This window comes from Kitasatospora sp. NPDC057015 (genome assembly GCF_042673745.1).
Lineage (GTDB): Bacteria > Actinomycetota > Actinomycetes > Streptomycetales > Streptomycetaceae > Kitasatospora.
This window is the reverse complement of sequence record NZ_JBHUSG010000034.1, coordinates 55,695-74,683: the sequence shown is the minus strand read 5'-3', so window position 1 is coordinate 74,683 and position 18,989 is coordinate 55,695. Positions and strand designations below refer to the sequence as shown.

Sequence of the window (18,989 nt, the reverse complement as noted above, 5' to 3'; positions counted from 1 at the left end):
GGCCGCTCAGGCCGCCCCGGTGCCGGTCAGCGCCCTGACCTCCAGCTCCGCGTACCGGTCCGGGTCCGGCAGCTCCCGGGAGGTGAGCGTGCCGAGCCAGCCGGCCAGGAATCCCAGCGGGATGGAGACCAGCCCGGGGTTCTCCAGCGGGAACCAGTGGAAGTCCACTCCCGGGAAGACCGCCGTCCGGCTGCCCGACACCACCGGCGAGAAGACCACCAGCAGCACCGCGGGGACGAGCCCCCCGTACACCGACCAGATCGCGCCCCGGGTGGTGAACCGCCGCCAGAACAGGCTGTACAGCAGCACCGGCAGGTTGGCCGAGGCCGCCACGGCGAAGGCCAGGCCGACCAGGAAGGCCACGTTCAGCTGCTGGGCGAACAGGCTCAGCGCGATGGCCAGCGCCCCGATCACCACGGCCGCGACCCTGGCGACCACCACCTCCTGACGCCCGGTCACCTGACCGCCGGCGTCCGCCCGGCGCCAGACCCGGGCGTACAGGTCGTGCGCGAAGGCCGCCGAGGAGGCCAGGGTCAGGCCGGCGACCACGGCCAGGATGGTGGCGAACGCGATGGCGGAGATCAGCGCGAAGAGGATGATCCCCCAGGTGCTGCCCTCACCGCCGCCGAGGTCGAGCGCGAGCAGCGGGACGGCGGTGTTGCCCGCCGGGTTCGCCGCCCGGACGGCGGGCGAGCCGATCAGGGCGGTCGCGCCCAGGCCCAGCACGATCGCCATCAGGTAGAAGGCGCCGACCAGTCCGATCGCCCACATCGTGGAGCGCCGGGCGGCCCGGGCGGTGGGCACCGTGTAGAAGCGCGACAGGATGTGCGGCAGCCCGGCGGTGCCGAGCACCAGCGCCAGGCCGAGGCTGAAGAAGTCCAGCCGGCTGGTCAGGCCCGTCCCGTACTTGAGGCCGGGCTCCAGGTACCGCCGCCCCGCGCCGCTGTGGTCGGCGGCGGTGCGCATCAGGTCGGCCAGGTCGCCGTGGAACCGGACAAGCACCAGGACCGTCAGCAGGACCGACCCGGCGATCAGCAGGAAGGCCTTGACGATCTGGATCCAGGTGGTGGCCCGCATCCCGCCCACCGTCACGTACACGATCATCAGCGCACCGACGCCGACGATCGTCCAGGTCTTGGCCTGGCCGCTGTCCGTGCCCAGCAGCAGCGCCACCAGGCTGCCGGCTCCGACCATCTGGGCGATCAGGTAGAGCAGCGTGACCACGATGCTGGCGCTGCCGGCCGCCGCCCGGACCCGGCGGTCGCGCATCCGCAGCGCGAGGACGTCCGCCAGGGTGTAGCGGCCGGCGTTGCGCACCAGTTCGGCCACCAGCATCAGCACCACCAGCCACGCCACCAGGAATCCGATGCTGTACAGCACACCGTCGTATCCGTAGAGCGAGATCAGGCCCGCGACACCGAGGAAGGAGGCGGCCGAGAGGTAGTCGCCGGAGAGTGCGAAACCGTTCTGCAGCGGGCTGAAGTCACGCCCGCCGGCGAAGAAGTCCTCGGCGGCCTGACCCCGCCGGCCGACCCAGAGGGTGATCGCCAGGGTGACCAGGACGACCAGCGCGAACAGGGCGACGGCGAGCCCGTGGTGGTCCCCGCCGGGGGCTCCCGGGGGCGGGGTGGCGGTGCCGACGGTCGCCGGGGTCAGGACGGCCAGGGCCGTGGCGGCGCTCACCGGAGCCGGTCCTGGGTGGTCCAGCGCAGTTCGAGTGCGGCGCGGTCGCGCTGGGTCCGGGCGTTGCGGGCGTACAGCCAGGTCAGCAGGAAGGTCGAGGCGAACTGGAGCAGCCCGAGCACCCAGGCCACGTTGAGCGGGCCGGCGACCCGACTGCGCATCAGCGCGGGGGCGACCGCCTGGGCCCCGACGTACAGCAGGTACCAGCCCAGGAAGGCGCCCACGGCGGGGAACACGAACGCCCGGTAGCTGCGGCGGATCTGCTGGAACGCCGCGCTCTCCTGTACCGCGCGGTACACCTCGGCGGCGTCGGGGACGTCGACGGCGTCGGCGGGCTCGGCCGGCGGCGCCACGGCCGGACCGGCGGGGGCGGGTGCGGCGGAAGCGGCCACGGCGGGGGCGGGTACGGACGGCGTGGCCGTGACGGGGGAGGCCGCCACCCCGGCCTGCCCGGGCCGCCGTCCTGCCTGCGGCTGGGACTGCGGCTGCGGCTGCGGCTGCGGCTGCGCGGGACGCTGGTCCGGCGGGGAGACCTGACGGGACGTCGGAACAGCACCGTCCGGCCCGGCGGGCCGTACGGCCCACCAGTCGAACCGCTCCCCCTGGTCGGGACTGCTCGTGTGCTGTTGTGGCACTGCTGCTCCTGGGCCCGGCGCACGCTGACCGCCCCATGATGGTCGCGCCCCCGCGCCGGGCCATGCCCGATGGCAGATACGTTCACTCAATGAGGTGAGGAATCAGCCCGGAAGGCCTAGACCGTCCGGGCTGCGGATGACACTCCCTCACCACCGTCCCCCTGGTGCGGGTCCGGTCCGCTCAGGCCGGCGGCCGGGCGATCCCGTGTCGGAAGGCGTAGGTGACCGCCTGGGCCCGGTCGCGGACGGCGGTCTTGGCGAAGAGGTTGTTGATGTGGGTCTTCACCGTGGCCGGACTGACGAACAGGTGCCCGGCGATCTCGGCGTTGGACAGGCCCTCGGCGATCAGGGCCAGCACCTCGGCCTCCCGGGTGGTCAGCCCGTCCGGCAGCGAGGCGGGAAGCGCGTGCGGCCGCCGCTCCGGCGCCCGCTCCTCGGCCGTGCCCGCCGACAGCCTTTCCAGCAGCCGCCGTTGGATCTGCGGCGAGAGCCCGGCCGCGCCCGAACGCACGTCGGCGACGGCCCGCGCGATCTCCTCGCCGCCGGCGTCCTTGGTGAGGTAGCCCCGGGCGCCGGCCTGCAGCGCGGGGAAGAGCGACTCGTCGTCGGCGTAGGTGGTCAGGATCACCACCTCGGTGGCGGGGTGCTCGGCTCGGATCCGCCGGGTCGCCTCGACGCCGTCGCAGCGCGGCATCCGAAGGTCCATCAGGACGACGTCCGGCTCGTGCCGCGCGACCAGCCGGACGGCCTCCTCGCCGTCGGCGGCGGCTCCCACCACCTCGATGCCCGGCAGCAACCCCAGCAGCATCACGATCCCCTCGCGCACCACCGTCTGGTCGTCCGCCACCAGCACCCGCGTCGGCCGACCGGCCGGCCCGGTGCCGCCGGCCGGCCGGTCCCCGCCATCCCGACCGAAGGCGTCGTCCGTCATCCGGGCATCCGCAGCAGCACGCGCCATCCTCCCTCGTCGGGGCCCGCCAGCAGGGTGCCGCCGAGCAGTTCGGCGCGTTCGCGCATCCCCAGCAGACCGTACCCGCTGCCGCTCTCCGCCAGCCCGGCGACCGGCTCGACGCGCGGCCCGGCGCCCTCCCCCGCACCCGGGCCGGGAGCCGGCGCCGGGGCCCGGCCCGAGCGCTGCTCGGCGCGCACCGCCCTGGACGCCGTGTTGCGGACCTCCAGCTCCACCACGCCCTCCAGGTAGCGCAGTTCGAGGGTGCACCGGGCGCCGGGCGCGTGCTTGCGGACGTTGGTGAGCGCCTCCTGCGCCGTACGGCGAACCGCCTGGCCGGCCTCCGCGGCGAGCGGCCGGGGCGTACCCGTGACGGTGAGGCCGGCGCGTTCACCCTCGGCCAGCCCGACCAGGTACTCGCCGACCGGCGTGAACTCCCCGCGCAGGGCGGAGAGCGCCTGCCTGGTCTCGGTCAGCCCGTCCTGGGCCATCCGCCGGGCGGCCACCACCCGCTCCCGCACCCGGGCCCGGTCGGCACCGCCGTCCAGCATCAGCCGGGCCGCCTCCAGGTGCACGAGCTGCGCGGAGAGGCTGTGCGCCAGCACGTCGTGGATCTCCCGGGCGATCCTGGCCCGCTCGGCGAGCGCGGCGCTCTCCGCCTCGGCCGCCCGAGCCGCGCGCTCCTGCCCGAGCAGCCGGACCGCGGCGCCCTTGGCCTCACCGTCCAGTCGCAGCAGGTAGCCGAACAGCGCGAGGCCGCCGACCGTGGCCGAGACGGCCGGCCAGCCGTCCCCGCTCGCCAGCGCGTAGGAGCCGAGGCTCAGCGCCGCCACCGGCAGGGCGGCCGCCAGCGGCAGCCGGATCAGGGCGGTCAGCCCGAGGCCGCACCAGAGGAAGTTCGCCAGCAGGTGGGCGTGCCCGAGGTCGGCCGCCCAGGCCGTGGCCAGGAGGGTCGCCGCCAGGGCCAGCGAGGACCGCAGCCACTGCTCGCGGCCGGCCCGCAGGAAGGCGGCGGCCTGGGCGAGCGCCGCGACCAGGCCGAGAGCGGCGGCGACCACCCCCCACCCGTGCTGGTCACCGGGTACGAAGGTGCCCCAGACCAGCACCCCGACCAGGACCGTCCGGCCGATCAGCGAGAGCGCCCTGCGGGCGGGCGTCGACGGCTCCCCGGCCGGCCCTTCGCGGGCCGGCCAGCGGGTCCAGGTCTCCGGGCGCAACGGCCGGCCTTCCTGTTCGGGTGCCGGACCGGTCGTCCCGGTTCGCGGCTCGGGTGGGGCCCCGGCGGGCGCGGGGCCGGTGGCGGGACGCGGCCCGCGCGGTGTGCCGGTCAGCCCACCGTCGGGACGCCCCGGGCGGGCTCCAGGTCGCGCGCCCTCCAGTTCACCACGACACCCCTGACCAGCAGCAGGACGGCGAGGCTGAGCAGCAGCGCGTCGGTGCCCTGGTGGATGTGCAGGGCGGCCGCGAGGCCGAACAGGCCCAGCCGGGCGGCGATCATGCCACCCCAGGCGGCCGCGGTGGCCTTGGTGCCGCGCACCCAAACGCCGCCGTCGGGCTCCCGGGTGATCCGGACCGTCCAGCCCCAGACCGTGCCCATCGCCACCACCACCAGCAGCGACCCGGCCAGCAGGGCGATCGCCCCGGCCCGGTGGGCCGGGTCCAGCAAGTCCGGGTCGCGCACGGCGATCACCGCCAGTACCGCGGGCACCACCCAGAAGCGGCGCTCGGTGTCGATCCGTTGCGGGCGCAGCTGGCGGCGGACCACCAGGGCCAGTACCGCGATGATCACGAGGATGTTGACGAGGCCGCTCATCGGTCGCTCCGTAGCCGCTCGGGGGAGGTCTGCTGACCTCTCCGACGCTACGGAGCGGGCGGCCCGGGGAGATCGGAGCCGGGGTTGAAACACGGCGCGGGGCTCTCCACCCGGGGGTGGAGAGCCCCGCGCCGTGCGGGTGCCGCTGCGGTCGGACCGGCGTGGCCGGTGACCGGAGCAGCCGGCGGAGCCGTCGGCTCAGGCGTCGATCCGCGAGCGGTCCAGGGTGGCCGCGGAGTCGACGATGAACTCCTTGCGCGGGGCGACGTCGTTGCCCATCAGCAGGTCGAAGATCCGCTCCGCCTGCTCCAGGTCACCGAGGTTGATCCGGCGCAGGGTGCGGTGGCGCGGGTCCATGGTGGTCTCCGCCAGCTGGTCGGCGTCCATCTCACCGAGGCCCTTGTACCGCTGGACCGGGTCCTTCCAGCGCTGGCCCTTGCGCTGGAACTCCAGCAGGGTGCTGCGCAACTCGGCGTCGGAGTAGGTGTAGTGGTACTTCTCCTGACCGCGCTTGGGATTGGTGAGCTCGATCCGGTGCAGCGGCGGGACGGCCGCGAAGACCCGGCCCTGCTCGACCATCGGCCGCATGTAGCGCTGGAAGAGCGTCAGCAGCAGGCAGCGGATGTGCGATCCGTCCACATCGGCGTCGGCCATGAAGATGACCCGGCCGTACCGGGCCTGGTCGATCTCGAAGGTCCGCCCCGAACCGGCCCCTATGACCTGGATGATGGCGGCGCACTCGGCGTTCTTGAGCATGTCCGAGACCGAGGCCTTCTGGACGTTCAGGATCTTGCCGCGGATCGGCAGCAGCGCCTGGAACTCGGAGTTGCGGGCCAGCTTGGCGGTGCCGAGCGCGGAGTCGCCCTCGACGATGAAGAGTTCGCTGCGCTCGACGTCGTCGCTGCGGCAGTCGGCGAGCTTGGCGGGCAGCGAGGAGGTCTCCAGCGCGGTCTTCCGACGCTGGGCCTCCTTGTGCTGCCGGGCCGCGACCCGCGTCCGGGCGGCCGCGACGACCTTCTCCAGGACGGCGCGGGCCTGGAGCTTCTCGTCCTTCTTCGCGGAGGTGAGGAAGTTCTTGAGCTCCTTGGCGACGACCGCGGCCACGATCCGGTTGGCGGCCGAGGTGCCCAGCACCTCCTTGGTCTGCCCCTCGAACTGCGGCTCGGCCAGCCGGACGGTGACCACCGCGGTCAGGCCCTCGGTGGCGTCGTCCTTGGTGACGTCGTCCTCCGCCACGCGCAGCAGCTTCGCCGAGCGCAGCGCCTCGTTGACCGTCTTCGCGAGCGACCGCTCGAAGCCCGTCACGTGCGTGCCGCCCTTGGGGGTGGCGATGATGTTGACGAAGGAGCGCAGGGTGGTGTCGTAGCCGGCGCCCCAGCGCAGCGCGATGTCCACGCCGAGCTGGCGGGTGACCTCGGTGGGCGTCATGTGACCGAGCTCGTCCAGGACGGGGACGGTCTCCTTGAAGGTGCCCTCGCCCTGCAACCGCAGCACGTCGCAGACCGGCTTGTCCGGGGCCAGGAACTCGCAGAACTCGCCGATGCCGCCGTCGTAGCGGAAGGTCGACTCCTCGACCTTCTCACTCTCCGTCAAGCGCTCGTCACGGACCACGATGGTGAGGCCGGGGACGAGGAAGGCGGTCTGGCGGGCCCGGCTGTGCAGGCCCTCCAGCGAGAGCTTGGCCTCCTTGAGGAAGATCTGCCGGTCGGCCCAGTAGCGGATGCGGGTGCCGGTGCGGGCCTTGGGCACCTTGCGGGACTTGGTGAGGCCGTTCGCGGGCTCGAACGGCGCGTCCGGGCTGAGCTCCGTGAAGATGCCGGGGGTGCCCCGGCGGAAGCTGATGGCGTGGGTGTGGCCGCCGCGGTCCACCTCGACGTCGAGCCGGGCGGAGAGGGCGTTGACCACCGAGGCGCCGACACCGTGCAGACCGCCGGAGGCCGCGTAGGAGCCGCCGCCGAACTTCCCGCCGGCGTGCAGCTTGGTCATCACGACCTCGACGCCGGACAGGCCGGTCTTCGGCTCCACGTCGACCGGGATGCCGCGGCCGTTGTCGCGGACCTCCACCGAGGAGTCGTCGTGCAGGACCACCTCGATGCGGTCGCAGTGGCCGCCGAGGGCCTCGTCGACCGAGTTGTCGATGATCTCCCACAGACAGTGCATCAGACCACGACTGTCCGTCGATCCGATGTACATGCCAGGGCGCTTGCGCACCGCTTCCAGGCCCTCAAGGACGAGCAGATGCCGAGCGGTGTAGTTGGATCCGTCGTCGCCGGACAGCAGGGCGGACGACGTGCTCTTCCCGGCGCTCATGCCCGCACCCCGACGGCCTGGGCAGGCGCCTGCCGCAACGCACACCTGTTGCTGGTTCGCTCGCTCCGCTCGCTCACGCGGTGCTCTCCTCGGTGAAGTTCTGTCTCGTCGGTCACATCCGGGCCCGGCCAGTGCATCACACCGGACCGACAGCCGTTCCTCTCCGTGCACACCCAGCCCCGCTCGGTGCGCACACGCCCCGTATTCGGGACCACTGCACGCCGGGCCCGGTCCGCGCAGCCTGTACGCGCTGCGCGAACACGACGTCCGGCGAATACAGAGCAGCGGAGCGCCATCTCCTCCCGATTTCACCGGCCCTGGCGGACCGTGGGACGGAGCACAGGCTCTGGAACTGCCGAGATGCAGGCTACCGGTGGCCGGGACGGGGCTTATGCTCCAACCCAGCAGAGGATTATGCTACGCGGACCTCGAACCCCGGCCCGATCGGACGTTCGAGCCACGGACGGATCCTGGGAACCGGTACGCATGAACCACCGGCGCTCGGGGCACGTCCTCATCAACACAAGCAGAATCCTCAAAGAAGAAAAGCCACGAGCGGGAACGTTTTCGGCCTGGTTGGATGTTGACCCTGGTACGACAGCTCGTCGAGCTAGAGAAGAGGCGACGTGACTACTGTTCTGACACCTGCGAGCCCGCTGACCGCGGCTGACCGCTGCGACCGCTGCGGCGCCCAGGCCTACCTGCGCGTCGTACTCGCGAGCGGCGGAGAGCTGCTCTTCTGCGCCCACCACGGGCGGAAGTTCGAGCCTGAGCTCAAGAAGATCGCCGTTGAGATACAGGACGAGAGCGGTCGTCTCACGACCACGGCCACCGCCACGGCTTCCGACGACGAGCGCTGACCGGCGCTCCACCGACGAACCGCATCGGACCGCTCCGACCGGACGGATCCGATGAGCCGGACGACAGGCCCCAGCCAGGGGCCGGTCGTCCGGCTTTGACGTTCCCGGGCCCGCGCCGCCCACCGGCACCCGACCGCGAACCCCGAGTGATGCGGCGACTACGTTCTGACGTGGCGTCGGACGGTGACCGACTCGTCACCACCGCGCCGCCGGGCGCCCTGAGCCGGGCCCGCCGGGCACCGGCCGGTCGGGTGCGCGCCACGGGCACCCGACCGTCGTCACCCGGTGCTCACAACCGGCTCCGCACCGCGTCGGACACCGCCGAGATCCTGGTGTAGACGCCCGGATGGGCCGCCTCGGCGCAGCCCGTCCCCCACGAGACCAGGCCGGCCAGCCGGCCGGCGACCACCAGCGGCCCCCCGCTGTCGCCCTGGCAGGCGTCCCGACCGCCCTCCGCCTCACCCGCGCACACCATGCCGCGGGCGTCGAAGTGCCCGTCCGGCCCGCCCGGATAGGCGTGGGCGCAGGTCTCGTCCGCCACGATCGGCACCTCCACGCCACGGAGCGTGGGCGAGTAGTGACCGTCGCCCACGGTGTCGCCCCAGCCGAAGACCTGCGCGGGGGTGCCGGGGGCGTACGGCTCCGTCTCGCCCTGGCCCAGCAGCTCGATCACCGGGCGGTCGGTCTGCGGCGTGGCGAGGGTGAGGACCGCGACGTCGTTCATGTTGGCGGCGAAGGAGTAGTCGGGGTGGAGCCAGACGTTCTGGACGTCCACCTCACGGCCCGACGTGCCCCGCAGGTCGTCCCGCCCGACCAGGACGCGCAGCCCCGGGCGGTCCACCCGCCGGCCCCTGGACTCGTCGTAGAAGCAGTGCGCGGCCGTCACCACCTTGGTGGGCGTGACCAGCGCGCCACCGCAGAACTGGCCGGAGCGACCGGTGCCGAACTGCTGCCGGCTGGCCAGGGCGACCACCCAGGGATGCTCCCCGGTGACGGTCGCGGAGCCGCCGACGATCCGGCGCTGCGGCTCGGCCGAGGCAGCCGGGCCGAAGGCGACCAGGGGCGCGGGCAACGCGACCAGCAGGGCCAGCAGGGCCGTCCGCCGACGCCGGCGCCCACCGGCGGGGACGCCCGGCATCGCACCGGCCCGGCTGGTGGCGTCCGGCGGAACGTCCCGCGTGTCCGGCATGTCCTGGTTGGGCAGCACCGTGTCTCCAGGTTGAATCGGCGGCAGGCAACCGGCACAGCGTAGTCGACCGGGCACGGTGAGCCACCGACGCGCGGCGCGGAACACCCGGACGAGCGACGGAAGGCGGCACAGGGGTGACGCGGCTCCCCGGCGGCACGGCCGACCGCACCGCACCGCGCGGCACGACCGACCGCCCGGCCCCGGGCGGCGCCGGTCCCCGACCCCGGGTCCCCGGCACGCGCGAGGAGGCCCGTCCAGGCGAACGCGAGGAGGCCCGGAGCGGTGTGCTCCGGGCCTCCTCGGGCGGCCTGCCCGGAACCGACGGGTCCCGGGCGGCCGTGACGTCTGCTAGTCCAGGTAGTCGCGCAGCACCTGGGAGCGCGACGGGTGACGCAGCTTGGACATCGTCTTGGACTCGATCTGGCGGATCCGCTCGCGGGTGACCCCGTAGACCTTGCCGATCTCGTCCAGCGTCTTCGGCTGGCCGTCGGTGAGGCCGAAGCGCATCGAGACCACACCGGCCTCGCGCTCGCTGAGCGTGTCCAGCACCGAGTGCAGCTGCTCCTGGAGCAGGGTGAAGCTGACCGCGTCGGCCGGGACGACCGCCTCGGAGTCCTCGATCAGGTCACCGAACTCGCTGTCGCCGTCCTCGCCCAGCGGGGTGTGCAGGGAGATCGGCTCGCGGCCGTACTTCTGGACCTCGATGACCTTCTCGGGGGTCATGTCGAGTTCCTTGGCCAGCTCCTCCGGGGTGGGCTCGCGGCCCAGGTCCTGGAGCATCTGGCGCTGGACGCGGGCCAGCTTGTTGATGACCTCGACCATGTGCACCGGGATGCGGATGGTGCGGGCCTGGTCGGCCATCGCGCGGGTGATCGCCTGGCGGATCCACCACGTCGCGTAGGTGGAGAACTTGTAGCCCTTGGTGTAGTCGAACTTCTCGACCGCACGGATCAGACCGAGGTTGCCCTCCTGGATGAGGTCCAGGAACAGCATGCCGCGGCCGGTGTAGCGCTTGGCCAGCGAGACCACCAGGCGGAGGTTGGCCTCCAGCAGGTGGTTCTTGGCGCGGCGGCCGTCCTCGGCGATGATCTCCAGCTCGCGCTTGAGCTTGGGGGCCAGCTTGTCGGCGGCGCTGAGCTTGTCCTCGGCGAAGAGGCCGGCCTCGATCCGCTTGGCGAGCTCGACCTCCTGCTCGGCGTTGAGCAGCGGGACCTTGCCGATCTGCTTCAGGTAGTCCTTGACCGGGTCCGCGGTGGCACCGGCGACGGCGACCTGCTGGGCCGGCGCGTCGTCCTCGTCGTCGTCGGAGAGCACGAAGCCCTGCGACTCCTCCTCGGGCTCCGCCTCCTCGGTCTTGGCACCCGGCGCCGCGTCCTCGACCAGCTCCTCGTCGCCGAGCAGCTCCTCGTCGCCCTTGCCCGCCTTGGCGGCGGTCTTCTTGGCGGCGGTCTTCTTCGCGGGCGCGGCGGCCTTCTTCGCGACGGCCTTCTTGGCGGGCGCGGCGGCCTTCTTCGCCACCGCCGCCTTCGCCTCGTCGACCGAGACGGCCACCACCGGGCCGTCGGCCGAGACGACCGCCACGGCGGCCGGAACGGGCGGGGCCACGGGTGCACCGGGCGCGATCCGGACCGGGGGCTTGGTGGGGGCGGACGGCGTCCGAGTGGTGACGGCCTTGGTGGCGGTGCGCTTGGTGGTGCTCTTGGCCGCGACACTCTTGCGCTTGGCGGCGGCCGGCTCGGCCGCGCTGACCATGAGGTCCACGCCTTCCTCAATCAGGACCTGATTGAGGCTGCGCATGACGTTCTTCCACTTGGTGACCGGGATCTGGTCCGCCTCGAAAGCCTGACGCACGTCGTCACCGGCGATCTGCCCCTGGGCCTTGCCCCGCTCGATGAGCGCCAGCAGAGCCGCGGACTCGGCGATCTCGGGGGGGAGCGAACGGGATGTGCTGGCCGACACGAACAACCTCTCGGACGATGAGTGGACTCGAACCCGTACCGGGCCGCCCGAGCGGGCGGGGAAGGATCACGCGTGACAGCACGCGGCGTCGATTCCGACCGACTCGGGCTTGAGGACTGGGTTTGCAGGACGGCAGCAGCGCCGCAGACCAACACAGCATTCTGACATGTTGGTGGTATTCCGGAGCTGCTTCCGCTCCGTACACATCGCTGCCACCCGTCAAGTGTTACGCATGTCGTTGGTGGCGCGGGTCACACCCTCCGGGCCACGGGGTCCGATGCCCGTCCCGATCGCGCCCCCACCTGCGGTTCTCCTTTTTTCCGATCCGTCTCCCGATCCGCCCCGCAGGCCCCCTCCGGCGGGCTCCCCGGGGCTGTCGCCAGGGCCCCGCCCGGGCCGCTCCGGCGACCCCTCCGTGCCGGCCTCGGCGGCCGCCCCCGGGGCCGCTCCCACGCTGCGCCGGCCGACCGCCGCGGGCCTCCTGCCGACGGCCCGTACGTGGCCGTCCGCACCCGGGCACGGCCCTCCGGTCGCTCTACAGGGCGGCCGGCGGGCCGTGGGACCGCGTCCTCACACCGTTCGTCGATATCTCGTCGTTCGTCGGGTTCTCGTCGTTCGGGTTCTCGTCGTTCGGGTTCTCGTCGTTCGTCGGGATCGTGTCGCTCGTCGAGATCGTGTCGCTCGTCGGGTCGCGTTCAGTGCTCGCGCTCAGTGCTCGCGCGGTGCCGGGACGGAGGGCTCGATCTCCGGGTGCACGGTGAGCAGGGCCCGGATCGCGGCCTCGCCGGCCGTGCCGTCGCCGGTGCCGAGCGCGTCCACCAGCCGGATGTGCAGGCTGACCGAGGAGTCCGACGGACGCTCGCAGGAGGTGGTCGGGCCGCCGGAGACCTGGAGGGCACAGGAGATGATGCCGGAGAGGTGCTCCAGCATCCGGTTGCCGGCCATCTGCAGGACCAGCGCGTGCAGCTCGCCGTCGGCGCGGGCGAAGGTGACCTGATCGGCCTGGGCGGCCGCGTGGGCCATGATCTCGGTCAGCTCGACCAGGCGCTGCTGGACGTCCTCGCGGCCGTGGCCGGCGGCCAGTCGGGCGGCCAGCGGCTCGATCGCCCAGCGGAGCTCGAACAGCTCGCGGCGCTGCTCGTCGCGCTGCGGCCCGAAGGCGCGCCACTCGATGATGTCGGGGTCCAGCAGGTTCCAGTCCGCGACCGGGCGGACCCGGGTGCCGACGTTGGGCCGGGCGCTGACGAGGCCCTTCGCCTCCAGCACGCGGAGCGACTCCCGCACGACCGTACGGGAGACCTCGAACCGCTGGCCGATCTCCTCGGGGACGAGCGGGCGGTCGGCACCGAGGTCGCCGGAGACGATCATCTGGCCCAGCTGCTGGACGAGCTGGCCGTGCAGACCGCGGCCACGGCTGCTGGTGGTCTTGCGGCCGACCCGGACGAGGTCGGAGTCGACGCCCTCCCAACGGGGCGCGGGCGGGGTCGGCCGATCGGCATAGGAGAAGCGGTCCAGCTCACCGGGGCCGGAGGCGGCGCCGTCGGCGGGGCGGGCGGCGGTCATGGTGGGGTGCGCAAGGGTACTCACAGGTCCTTTGTCGGCGATCGGCGGGCCCAGCTTGAGAATTCTCGTGAAAAGCACACGAAAGGGTGATCGCCCGTGACTGGATAATTGACTTCTTATCAGGACGACTGTTGCATTCCGGTCATCAATTGACGGATTGTCATGGTGCGCTCCCTCGAACGCTCGGCAGCCCCCTGGGCTCCCTCTGGGCGACTCGGGTCCAGCAGGTCCAGTGGGTGACTTGAGTCCGGCGGGCGACTCAGAGCGAGCGGCGACGCACCTGCACCACCAGGCAGAGCAGCACCAGCAGCACCGCAGGTGAGGCCAGTACGCCGAGCAGCATCGGATCGGCCAGATCCAGCGGGCCGCCCACGGCCGGACCGGCCCCCGCCCGGACCCAGTCGAAGCCGTACTGCAGCGGCAGCACCTCGTCCGCGACGTCGGCGCGGGCCGCGCCGGTCTGCCGCAGGAACAGGGCCAGCCCCGCCTCCAGCAGCACGGGCAGGGCGCACAGCAGCAGGATCCCGGCCGAGGCGCTGCGGGTGAGCGAGGCGGTCAGCACCCCGGCTCCGCCGGCCGCGACCACCAGCAGGGCGAACACCGCGAGCGCCGACGGCAGTCGGCCGCCCGCAGCGAGGACCCCCGGGGCGAAGACCCCGGAGGCGTCCACGCCCGGGCCGAAGGCCAGCCGCGTCACCACCGCGTCCAGCAGGACCGTCACGGTGGCCAGCAGGGCCGACAGGGCCCCGATCACCACCAGCTTGCCGAACAGCAGCCGGACCCTGCGCGCATAGCCCACCTGGGACGCCGCCAGCCCCGGGTGGCGAACCTCGTGGCCGTACGAGAGCGCGCCCAGCACCCCGGCGCCGATGGCGGCGATCGGGAGCGGCAGGAGGGGCACCGCGGCGGTCACCGATCGGACGGCGGCCGCGACCGTCAGCCGGCCGGGCTCCACCTGGTGGGCCAGTACGGCGGCCACCGCGGCGTCGCAGAGCAGGACGGTGCCGAGGACGATCCAGGTCGAACGCAGGCCGCTCAGCCGGCGTGCCTCGTAGGCGAGTACGTGCACGGTCATTCGCTCCGGTGGTCGGGCCCGACGGCGGGCACGGGATGGGCGGCCGGGTCCCCCGGCACGGCGGCGGACCGCGACAGGGCACTCGCCCCGGTGAGGCTCGCGGGGGCGGGGTGCACGGCGTACCCGGGGGCAGCCTCCTGCCGCCCCGGCGGGACCTGCTGGACGGGCTGGACCTGCTGGACGGGCTGGAGGGTCTGTAGGGGCTGCACGGGCCGGACGGCTTGGACGGGCTGGAGGGCCTGCACGGGCTGGACGGGCTGGACGGCGGGTGTTCTCGACGGGGCAGACGGGGCAGGTCGGCTCGGCAACTGTGGCGAGCCCGATGCACCCTGCAGCACGGGCAGGGCCTGGGAGAACTGCGGGGCCTGTGCCGTCCGTGTCGTCCCTACGGCCTCCGGGGCGTGTGCGGCCTGTGCGGTCTGCGCGCCCTGCGAGTCGTGGGAGCCGTGTGCGTCCTGCCGGGCCGGTGGCGCCTGCGAACCCTGCGCGGCCTGCGGGATGGCGGCGCGCTGCGGGGCCTCGGAGCCCTGAACCTCCGACCGGGGCTGCTGGAGCCGCACCTGACCGGACCGGCCCGACGACGCCGGCAGGACGGCCCGCGGCGCCGGCTGCTCGACCACCCGATCGGCCAGCTCGTGCAGCAGGATGCCGTGCCGGTAGGCGAGTTCGCCGATCTCCGTGCGGTCGATCCCGGCCACCGCCAGGCCCACCGCGCCGTCGCGGCGGACCAGGGCGCCCTGGCCGAGCAGGAGATCGGCCAGGCGGGCCATCTGCGGCCCCCGCACGGACACCTCGGGGCGGAGGCGGGTGTTGCGGAAGTCGGCGACGGACTGGTCCGCGACCAGCCGACCCTGGTCGAGGGTGACCACCCGGTCGGCGACCTGGGCGGCCTCCTGCGGGGTTCGGGTGGTGAGGAGGACCGTGCCGCCCGCGACACCGAAGGACCTCAGGAAGGAGTGGAACCACTCGACGTTGCGAGGTGACAACTCCTCGGTCGGAGCGTCCAGCACCAGGGTGCCCGGGTCACCCAGGAGGGCCCCTGCGAGCAACAGGCGGCGGTTCATGCCCGACGAGAAGGCGCGCAGCCGGTGACCGGCGACCGTGGCGAGCCGGGTCTGCTCCAGCAGTTCGTCGGCCCGGCTCGTCGGCACGCCGGCGGCGGCCGCGAGCATCCGCAGGTGCCCCCGGGCGGTCCGGCCCGGGTGACCCGCCATCGACCCGACGGTCGGCAGGACGACGCCCACCTCGCGCTCCGGCCGGCGCAGGCGGCGGTAGGTGCGGCCGCCGAAGAGGGTGACGCCCTGACCGCGTTCGAGTTCGAGCATGAGCCGCACGGCGGTGCTCTTGCCCGAGTCCTCCGGGCCGAGCAGCGCGGTGACCATGCCGGGGCGGACGTCGAAGGTGAGGTCGAGCAGAGCCGGTGGCCGGCCGCGGCGGTGGACCTTGGTCAGTCCGGTGATCTGGATCATGGCTGGCTGCTCCCATTCCCTCGGCCGGCCGGGTGTGCGCGGCACGGACCTGCCCGGGACGTCCCCGCGCCAGCACCCTAGGCGCCGGACATGGATATTTCGGGCATTACGGGAGCGATGACGGACACAAGTCCGCACACCTCACCCGATCAGGGGACAATCCGACCTCTGCCGCCGCTCCGATGGCACCCTGGAGCGCCCCGGAAGCAGCCCGGGAAGCCACACGTGACGCGGGGTCAGGACTTTCGACCGACGAACTGGGAGGCAGGGCTTCGGAAGCAGGACTTCGGAGTCGGAGCCTCGGGGTGGGAGCTACAGACCAGGGCTCCGGGGCCGGGATTCGGGGGCCGGCACTCCAGGGCCAGCGCTCCAGGGTCAGGACTCCGGCCGGAGCATCGGCGGGTTCAGGTCGGTCGCCGCGCCGGAGGTGAACAGCTGTGCCGGGCGGCCCCCCTGACGGGTCGTCGTGCCGCCGGAGGGCAGCAGGAACCCCGGGGTGCCGGTGACCTTGCGGTGGAAGTTCCGCGGGTCCAGGGAGACGCCCCAGACGGCCTCGTAGACGCGGCGCAGCTCGCCGACGGTGAACTCGGTCGAGCAGAAGGCGGTGGCGAGCGAGGAGTACTCGATCTTGGAGCGGGCGCGCTCGACCCCGTCCGCCAGGATCAGCCCGTGGTCGAACGCCAGCGGTACGCCCTCGCTCGGGTTCGCGCCGAGCAGTTCCGCCACCGGTGCCCAGCGGGCGCTGCTGGCGTCGCCGCCCGGACGGGGCGTGGGCAGGTCGGGTGCGAGGACCAGGTACGCGACGCTGACCACCCGCATCCGGGGGTCGCGCTGCGGATGCCCGTAGGTCGCGAGCTGCTCCAGGTGTGCCCCGGCGGTGCCGTGCTCCGGCGCGGAGTGGGCCCGCAGGCCGGTCTCCTCGGCCAGCTCCCGGGAGGCCGCCTCGGCAAGGCCCTCGTCCAGGCGCACGAAACCGCCGGGCAGCGCCCAGTACCCCTGGAAGGGCGGCTCGCCCCGTCGTACCAGCAGGGCGCAGAGCGCGTGGTCCCGCACCGTCAGCACCACCAGGTCGACCGTGACAGCGAACGGGGGGAAGGCCGACGGGTCATAACGCGACATGCGGACGATCATAGTCGTCTCTCTGACGATAAGCACAGGCCCCGGCGAGTGCCACCGTCGACCGGTCCGCGGCACCGTTCCCCGGCCCGGCCGGCCGGTGCGCCGGTGCGAGTCCGGCCGGGGACGACGGCCGGGGCCCGGTGGAGCGGCCGGGCCCCCGCCCCGGCCGTCCGGGCCGGCTGCGGGCACCCTGCGGTGCGGCGGGCCCGGACGGCGGGTGGGATCCGCAGGCTCAGCGGGCACCCAGCTGGAGTTCGGCCGATGCCTCCTCGACGACGGCGACGCCGATCCGGCTCACCCGGACCGAGAACGGCTCCCCCGCCACCCGCAGGCCGGTGAGCTGCAGCTCGCCGAGCGGCGCCGTACTGGCCGGCCTGACGAGCACCCGGCCGGCCGGGACGTCGGGGCGCACCCCCGCCAGCGCGAGGACGGCGTGCACCGCACCCGCCGCCGAGACGGCCGCCGGCCGGCAGGCCGCCGGGTGCGGCACCGGTGGGCAGCCGGCGATCCGCTGCTCGCCCGCGTACATCTCGGGGAGCCGGCCCTCCAGGTAGGCGGAGGCGCCCAGCATGCCCTCCAGCAGTGCGCCGGCCTCCCGTTCGAAACCGGCCTCGGCCAGCCCGGCGATCGCCAGGGCGGTCTCATGCACGCGCACGGCGCCGCTGCGGTGGCCGAGCGGGTTGAAGCGGGCCGACTTGGCACTGAGCGTGCGCAGCCCCCAGCCGCAGTCCAACTCCGGTGCGGTGAGGCGCTGCGCCAGCATCCGGGCCTGCTCGCGGTCGAGCAGCCCCTCGTGCCGGCCGCCGTCGGCGGAGAGCCCCAGATCCAGCAGGTGGACGAGCATGGAGGAGACGGCAGGTAGCGGACGCCCGCCGGCGGCGAGCGCGGCAGCGGGCCGGCCGCCGGAGAGGTCGTCGATCCAGAACCGCTCGCGGAAGCGTGATCGCAGGGCCGCCGCCCAGTCCCGCCACTCCTCGGCGCCCGGCCGGCCGAAGGCCTCCAGTAGTTCCGCGCCGTGCAGGGCGGCGCGCAGGGCCTGTGCCTGCACCTCGCTCCGGGCCGCCGGGGGGTTCACCGTTCGCTCCTCGACCGGGCGGCTGAGGTCCGTCACGAAGCCGTCGACCAGACCGGTGCGCAGCGTGCCGAGGGCGCGCTCCGCTGCCGGCAGCAACTCGGCCACCTCCTGTCGGGGCAGCCCCCAGCGCCAGGCCTCGGCCAGCACGGTGACGAACAGCAGCGTGGCCTCGGTGGCGGTGCAGGAGGGGGGCAGTTCGGGGCCCGCGTGCCGCAGGGAGCCGGGCAGCAGCCCCTCCGGCCGCCCGCCGGGACCGGCCGCGGGTTGCTGACGCCGGGCCAGCGCCCGGAGCGTGCCGGCCGCCAGCCGGGTGCCGAGCGGCAGGGTCAGCCTGGCCGCCCAGAGCGCGTCCGCCGGGGCGAGGCCGAAGCGCCAGGGGGCACCGGAGGCGGCGTACAGGTCGGTGGGGCGGTCGGGGTCGGCGAGCAGCAGGCTGCCCAGGGCGTCGAGCGAGCGGGGAACGAGCAGTTCGGCGCGCGCGTCGTCGCAGCGCACCTCGGTCTCGGCCCACGGCAGCGGCACACCCGTCCCGCGCCCGCCCGGCGGACGCGGGCCGGGAACGGAGCTCTCCAGCTCGGTACGGAGCTCCACCGACCAGCGGGCTCCGGGCTGGACTTCGAGGTCCCAGCGCAGCACGCCGGCCCCGGCGAGCACGGCGTGCGGGGAGGGCTTGGCCGTGACGGTGGCGCTGTGCGTCGGGCCGGACCAGCGCAGTCCGGCGGACTGCACCTGGCTGGGGAGGTCCGAGGCGCGGAGCCCGGCGGCGATCTCGGCCATCGGTCCGAGGTCGGTGCCCATCGCCAGCTCCAGCGGAAGCCGGGCGGGACGGGTGCCGGTGTTCCGGACGGTGACGGTCTCCACCCCGTCGGCGTGGCGCAGCCGTTCGACGGTCAGCGCCGGGTCCGGGTCGGGGTCGCCGGGGAGACGGATCGCGCCGAGGAAGCGTGCCTCGGCGGCCGACGTGAGGGTGCCCTGGAGCGGCAGCGGCTCGATGCCGCCGAGGCGCAGCTCCAGGCGGGCGAGGACGCGGATGCCCGAGCGGTAGAAGCCGTGCAGGCCGTGGCCGCGCAGCTGGCCGTCCGGCCCGGAGGCCGCCATGGCGGGTGCGTTCACGCAGACCACCGCGTGGTGGGTGGCCGCCGGCTGCGGGCGGGCCGGCCCGGGGGCCGGCCTGGGCGGACCGCCCGGTGCGTGGTCGGGCCGGCCTGCGGGTCGCGGTGCGCCGACCACGCTCTCGGCCGGCGCGGCCTGGGGTGGCCTCGTGGCGGTCACCGGACTCCTCCTCCCCTC

The 18,989-nt window shown here is 73.8% G+C and carries 14 protein-coding genes; 1 reads left to right on the top strand and 13 read right to left on the bottom strand.

The window, feature by feature from the left end; translation table 11 throughout:
- Nucleotides 1–6 precede the first annotated feature (6 nt).
- From ACFTWP_RS27290 to ACFTWP_RS27265, 6 genes are all read right to left on the bottom strand, one after another.
- Nucleotides 7–1,656 carry a cation acetate symporter gene (locus ACFTWP_RS27290; protein ID WP_380267558.1) on the bottom strand — a complete coding sequence of 550 codons (1,650 nt, stop codon included), beginning with the start codon at nucleotides 1,654–1,656 and terminating at the stop codon, nucleotides 7–9.
- 23 nt (nucleotides 1,657–1,679) lie between these two features.
- Nucleotides 1,680–2,318 (bottom strand): DUF485 domain-containing protein, encoded by a 639-nt coding sequence (locus ACFTWP_RS27285; protein WP_380267522.1) that lies wholly within the window; start codon nucleotides 2,316–2,318, stop codon nucleotides 1,680–1,682.
- A gap of 181 nt (nucleotides 2,319–2,499) precedes the next feature.
- Nucleotides 2,500–3,249, bottom strand: coding sequence for a response regulator (locus ACFTWP_RS27280; protein ID WP_380267521.1), 750 nt, complete (start codon nucleotides 3,247–3,249; stop codon nucleotides 2,500–2,502).
- The gene (locus ACFTWP_RS27275; protein WP_380267520.1) at nucleotides 3,246–4,484 is read right to left on the bottom strand and encodes a sensor histidine kinase; all 1,239 of its coding nucleotides are present in this window, start codon (nucleotides 4,482–4,484) and stop codon (nucleotides 3,246–3,248) included. Before ACFTWP_RS27275 ends, ACFTWP_RS27280 begins: the two co-directional genes overlap by 4 nt.
- Before the next feature lie 110 nt (nucleotides 4,485–4,594).
- Nucleotides 4,595–5,080 (bottom strand): DUF1453 domain-containing protein, encoded by a 486-nt coding sequence (locus tag ACFTWP_RS27270; RefSeq protein ID WP_380267519.1) that lies wholly within the window; start codon nucleotides 5,078–5,080, stop codon nucleotides 4,595–4,597.
- 198 nt (nucleotides 5,081–5,278) lie between these two features.
- A complete protein-coding gene (locus ACFTWP_RS27265) occupies nucleotides 5,279–7,390 on the bottom strand; it encodes a type IIA DNA topoisomerase subunit B (protein ID WP_380267518.1) in 2,112 nt (703 codons plus the stop codon).
- Nucleotides 7,391–8,016: 626 nt separating this feature from the next.
- Here ACFTWP_RS27265 and ACFTWP_RS27260 point away from each other — a divergent pair.
- Nucleotides 8,017–8,250, top strand: a complete 234-nt coding sequence (locus tag ACFTWP_RS27260; RefSeq protein WP_073924858.1) for a hypothetical protein — start codon at nucleotides 8,017–8,019, stop codon at nucleotides 8,248–8,250.
- A 289-nt stretch (nucleotides 8,251–8,539) separates the two neighbouring features.
- On the opposite strand, the gene ACFTWP_RS27255 is transcribed toward ACFTWP_RS27260, so the two are convergent.
- From ACFTWP_RS27255 to ACFTWP_RS27225, 7 genes are all read right to left on the bottom strand, one after another.
- Entirely contained in the window at nucleotides 8,540–9,457 is a 918-nt protein-coding gene (locus tag ACFTWP_RS27255; protein ID WP_380267517.1) for a S1 family peptidase, read from the bottom strand.
- A 330-nt stretch (nucleotides 9,458–9,787) separates the two neighbouring features.
- Complete coding sequence (locus tag ACFTWP_RS27250) at nucleotides 9,788–11,404, bottom strand: RNA polymerase sigma factor (protein WP_380267516.1); 1,617 nt, start codon at nucleotides 11,402–11,404, stop codon at nucleotides 9,788–9,790.
- A gap of 702 nt (nucleotides 11,405–12,106) precedes the next feature.
- Nucleotides 12,107–12,985 (bottom strand): FadR/GntR family transcriptional regulator, encoded by an 879-nt coding sequence (locus ACFTWP_RS27245; protein ID WP_380267515.1) that lies wholly within the window; start codon nucleotides 12,983–12,985, stop codon nucleotides 12,107–12,109.
- Nucleotides 12,986–13,220: 235 nt separating this feature from the next.
- The gene (locus tag ACFTWP_RS27240) at nucleotides 13,221–14,036 is read right to left on the bottom strand and encodes a hypothetical protein (protein ID WP_380267514.1); all 816 of its coding nucleotides are present in this window, start codon (nucleotides 14,034–14,036) and stop codon (nucleotides 13,221–13,223) included.
- Entirely contained in the window at nucleotides 14,033–15,505 is a 1,473-nt protein-coding gene (locus tag ACFTWP_RS27235) for an ATP-binding cassette domain-containing protein (protein ID WP_380267513.1), read from the bottom strand. The genes ACFTWP_RS27240 and ACFTWP_RS27235 overlap by 4 nt, the downstream gene beginning before the upstream one ends.
- Before the next feature lie 375 nt (nucleotides 15,506–15,880).
- The gene (locus tag ACFTWP_RS27230; protein WP_380267512.1) at nucleotides 15,881–16,624 is read right to left on the bottom strand and encodes an NUDIX domain-containing protein; all 744 of its coding nucleotides are present in this window, start codon (nucleotides 16,622–16,624) and stop codon (nucleotides 15,881–15,883) included.
- A 232-nt stretch (nucleotides 16,625–16,856) separates the two neighbouring features.
- Nucleotides 16,857–18,971 carry a glycogen debranching N-terminal domain-containing protein gene (locus tag ACFTWP_RS27225; protein ID WP_380267511.1) on the bottom strand — a complete coding sequence of 705 codons (2,115 nt, stop codon included), beginning with the start codon at nucleotides 18,969–18,971 and terminating at the stop codon, nucleotides 16,857–16,859.
- Nucleotides 18,972–18,989: the final 18 nt, after the last annotated feature.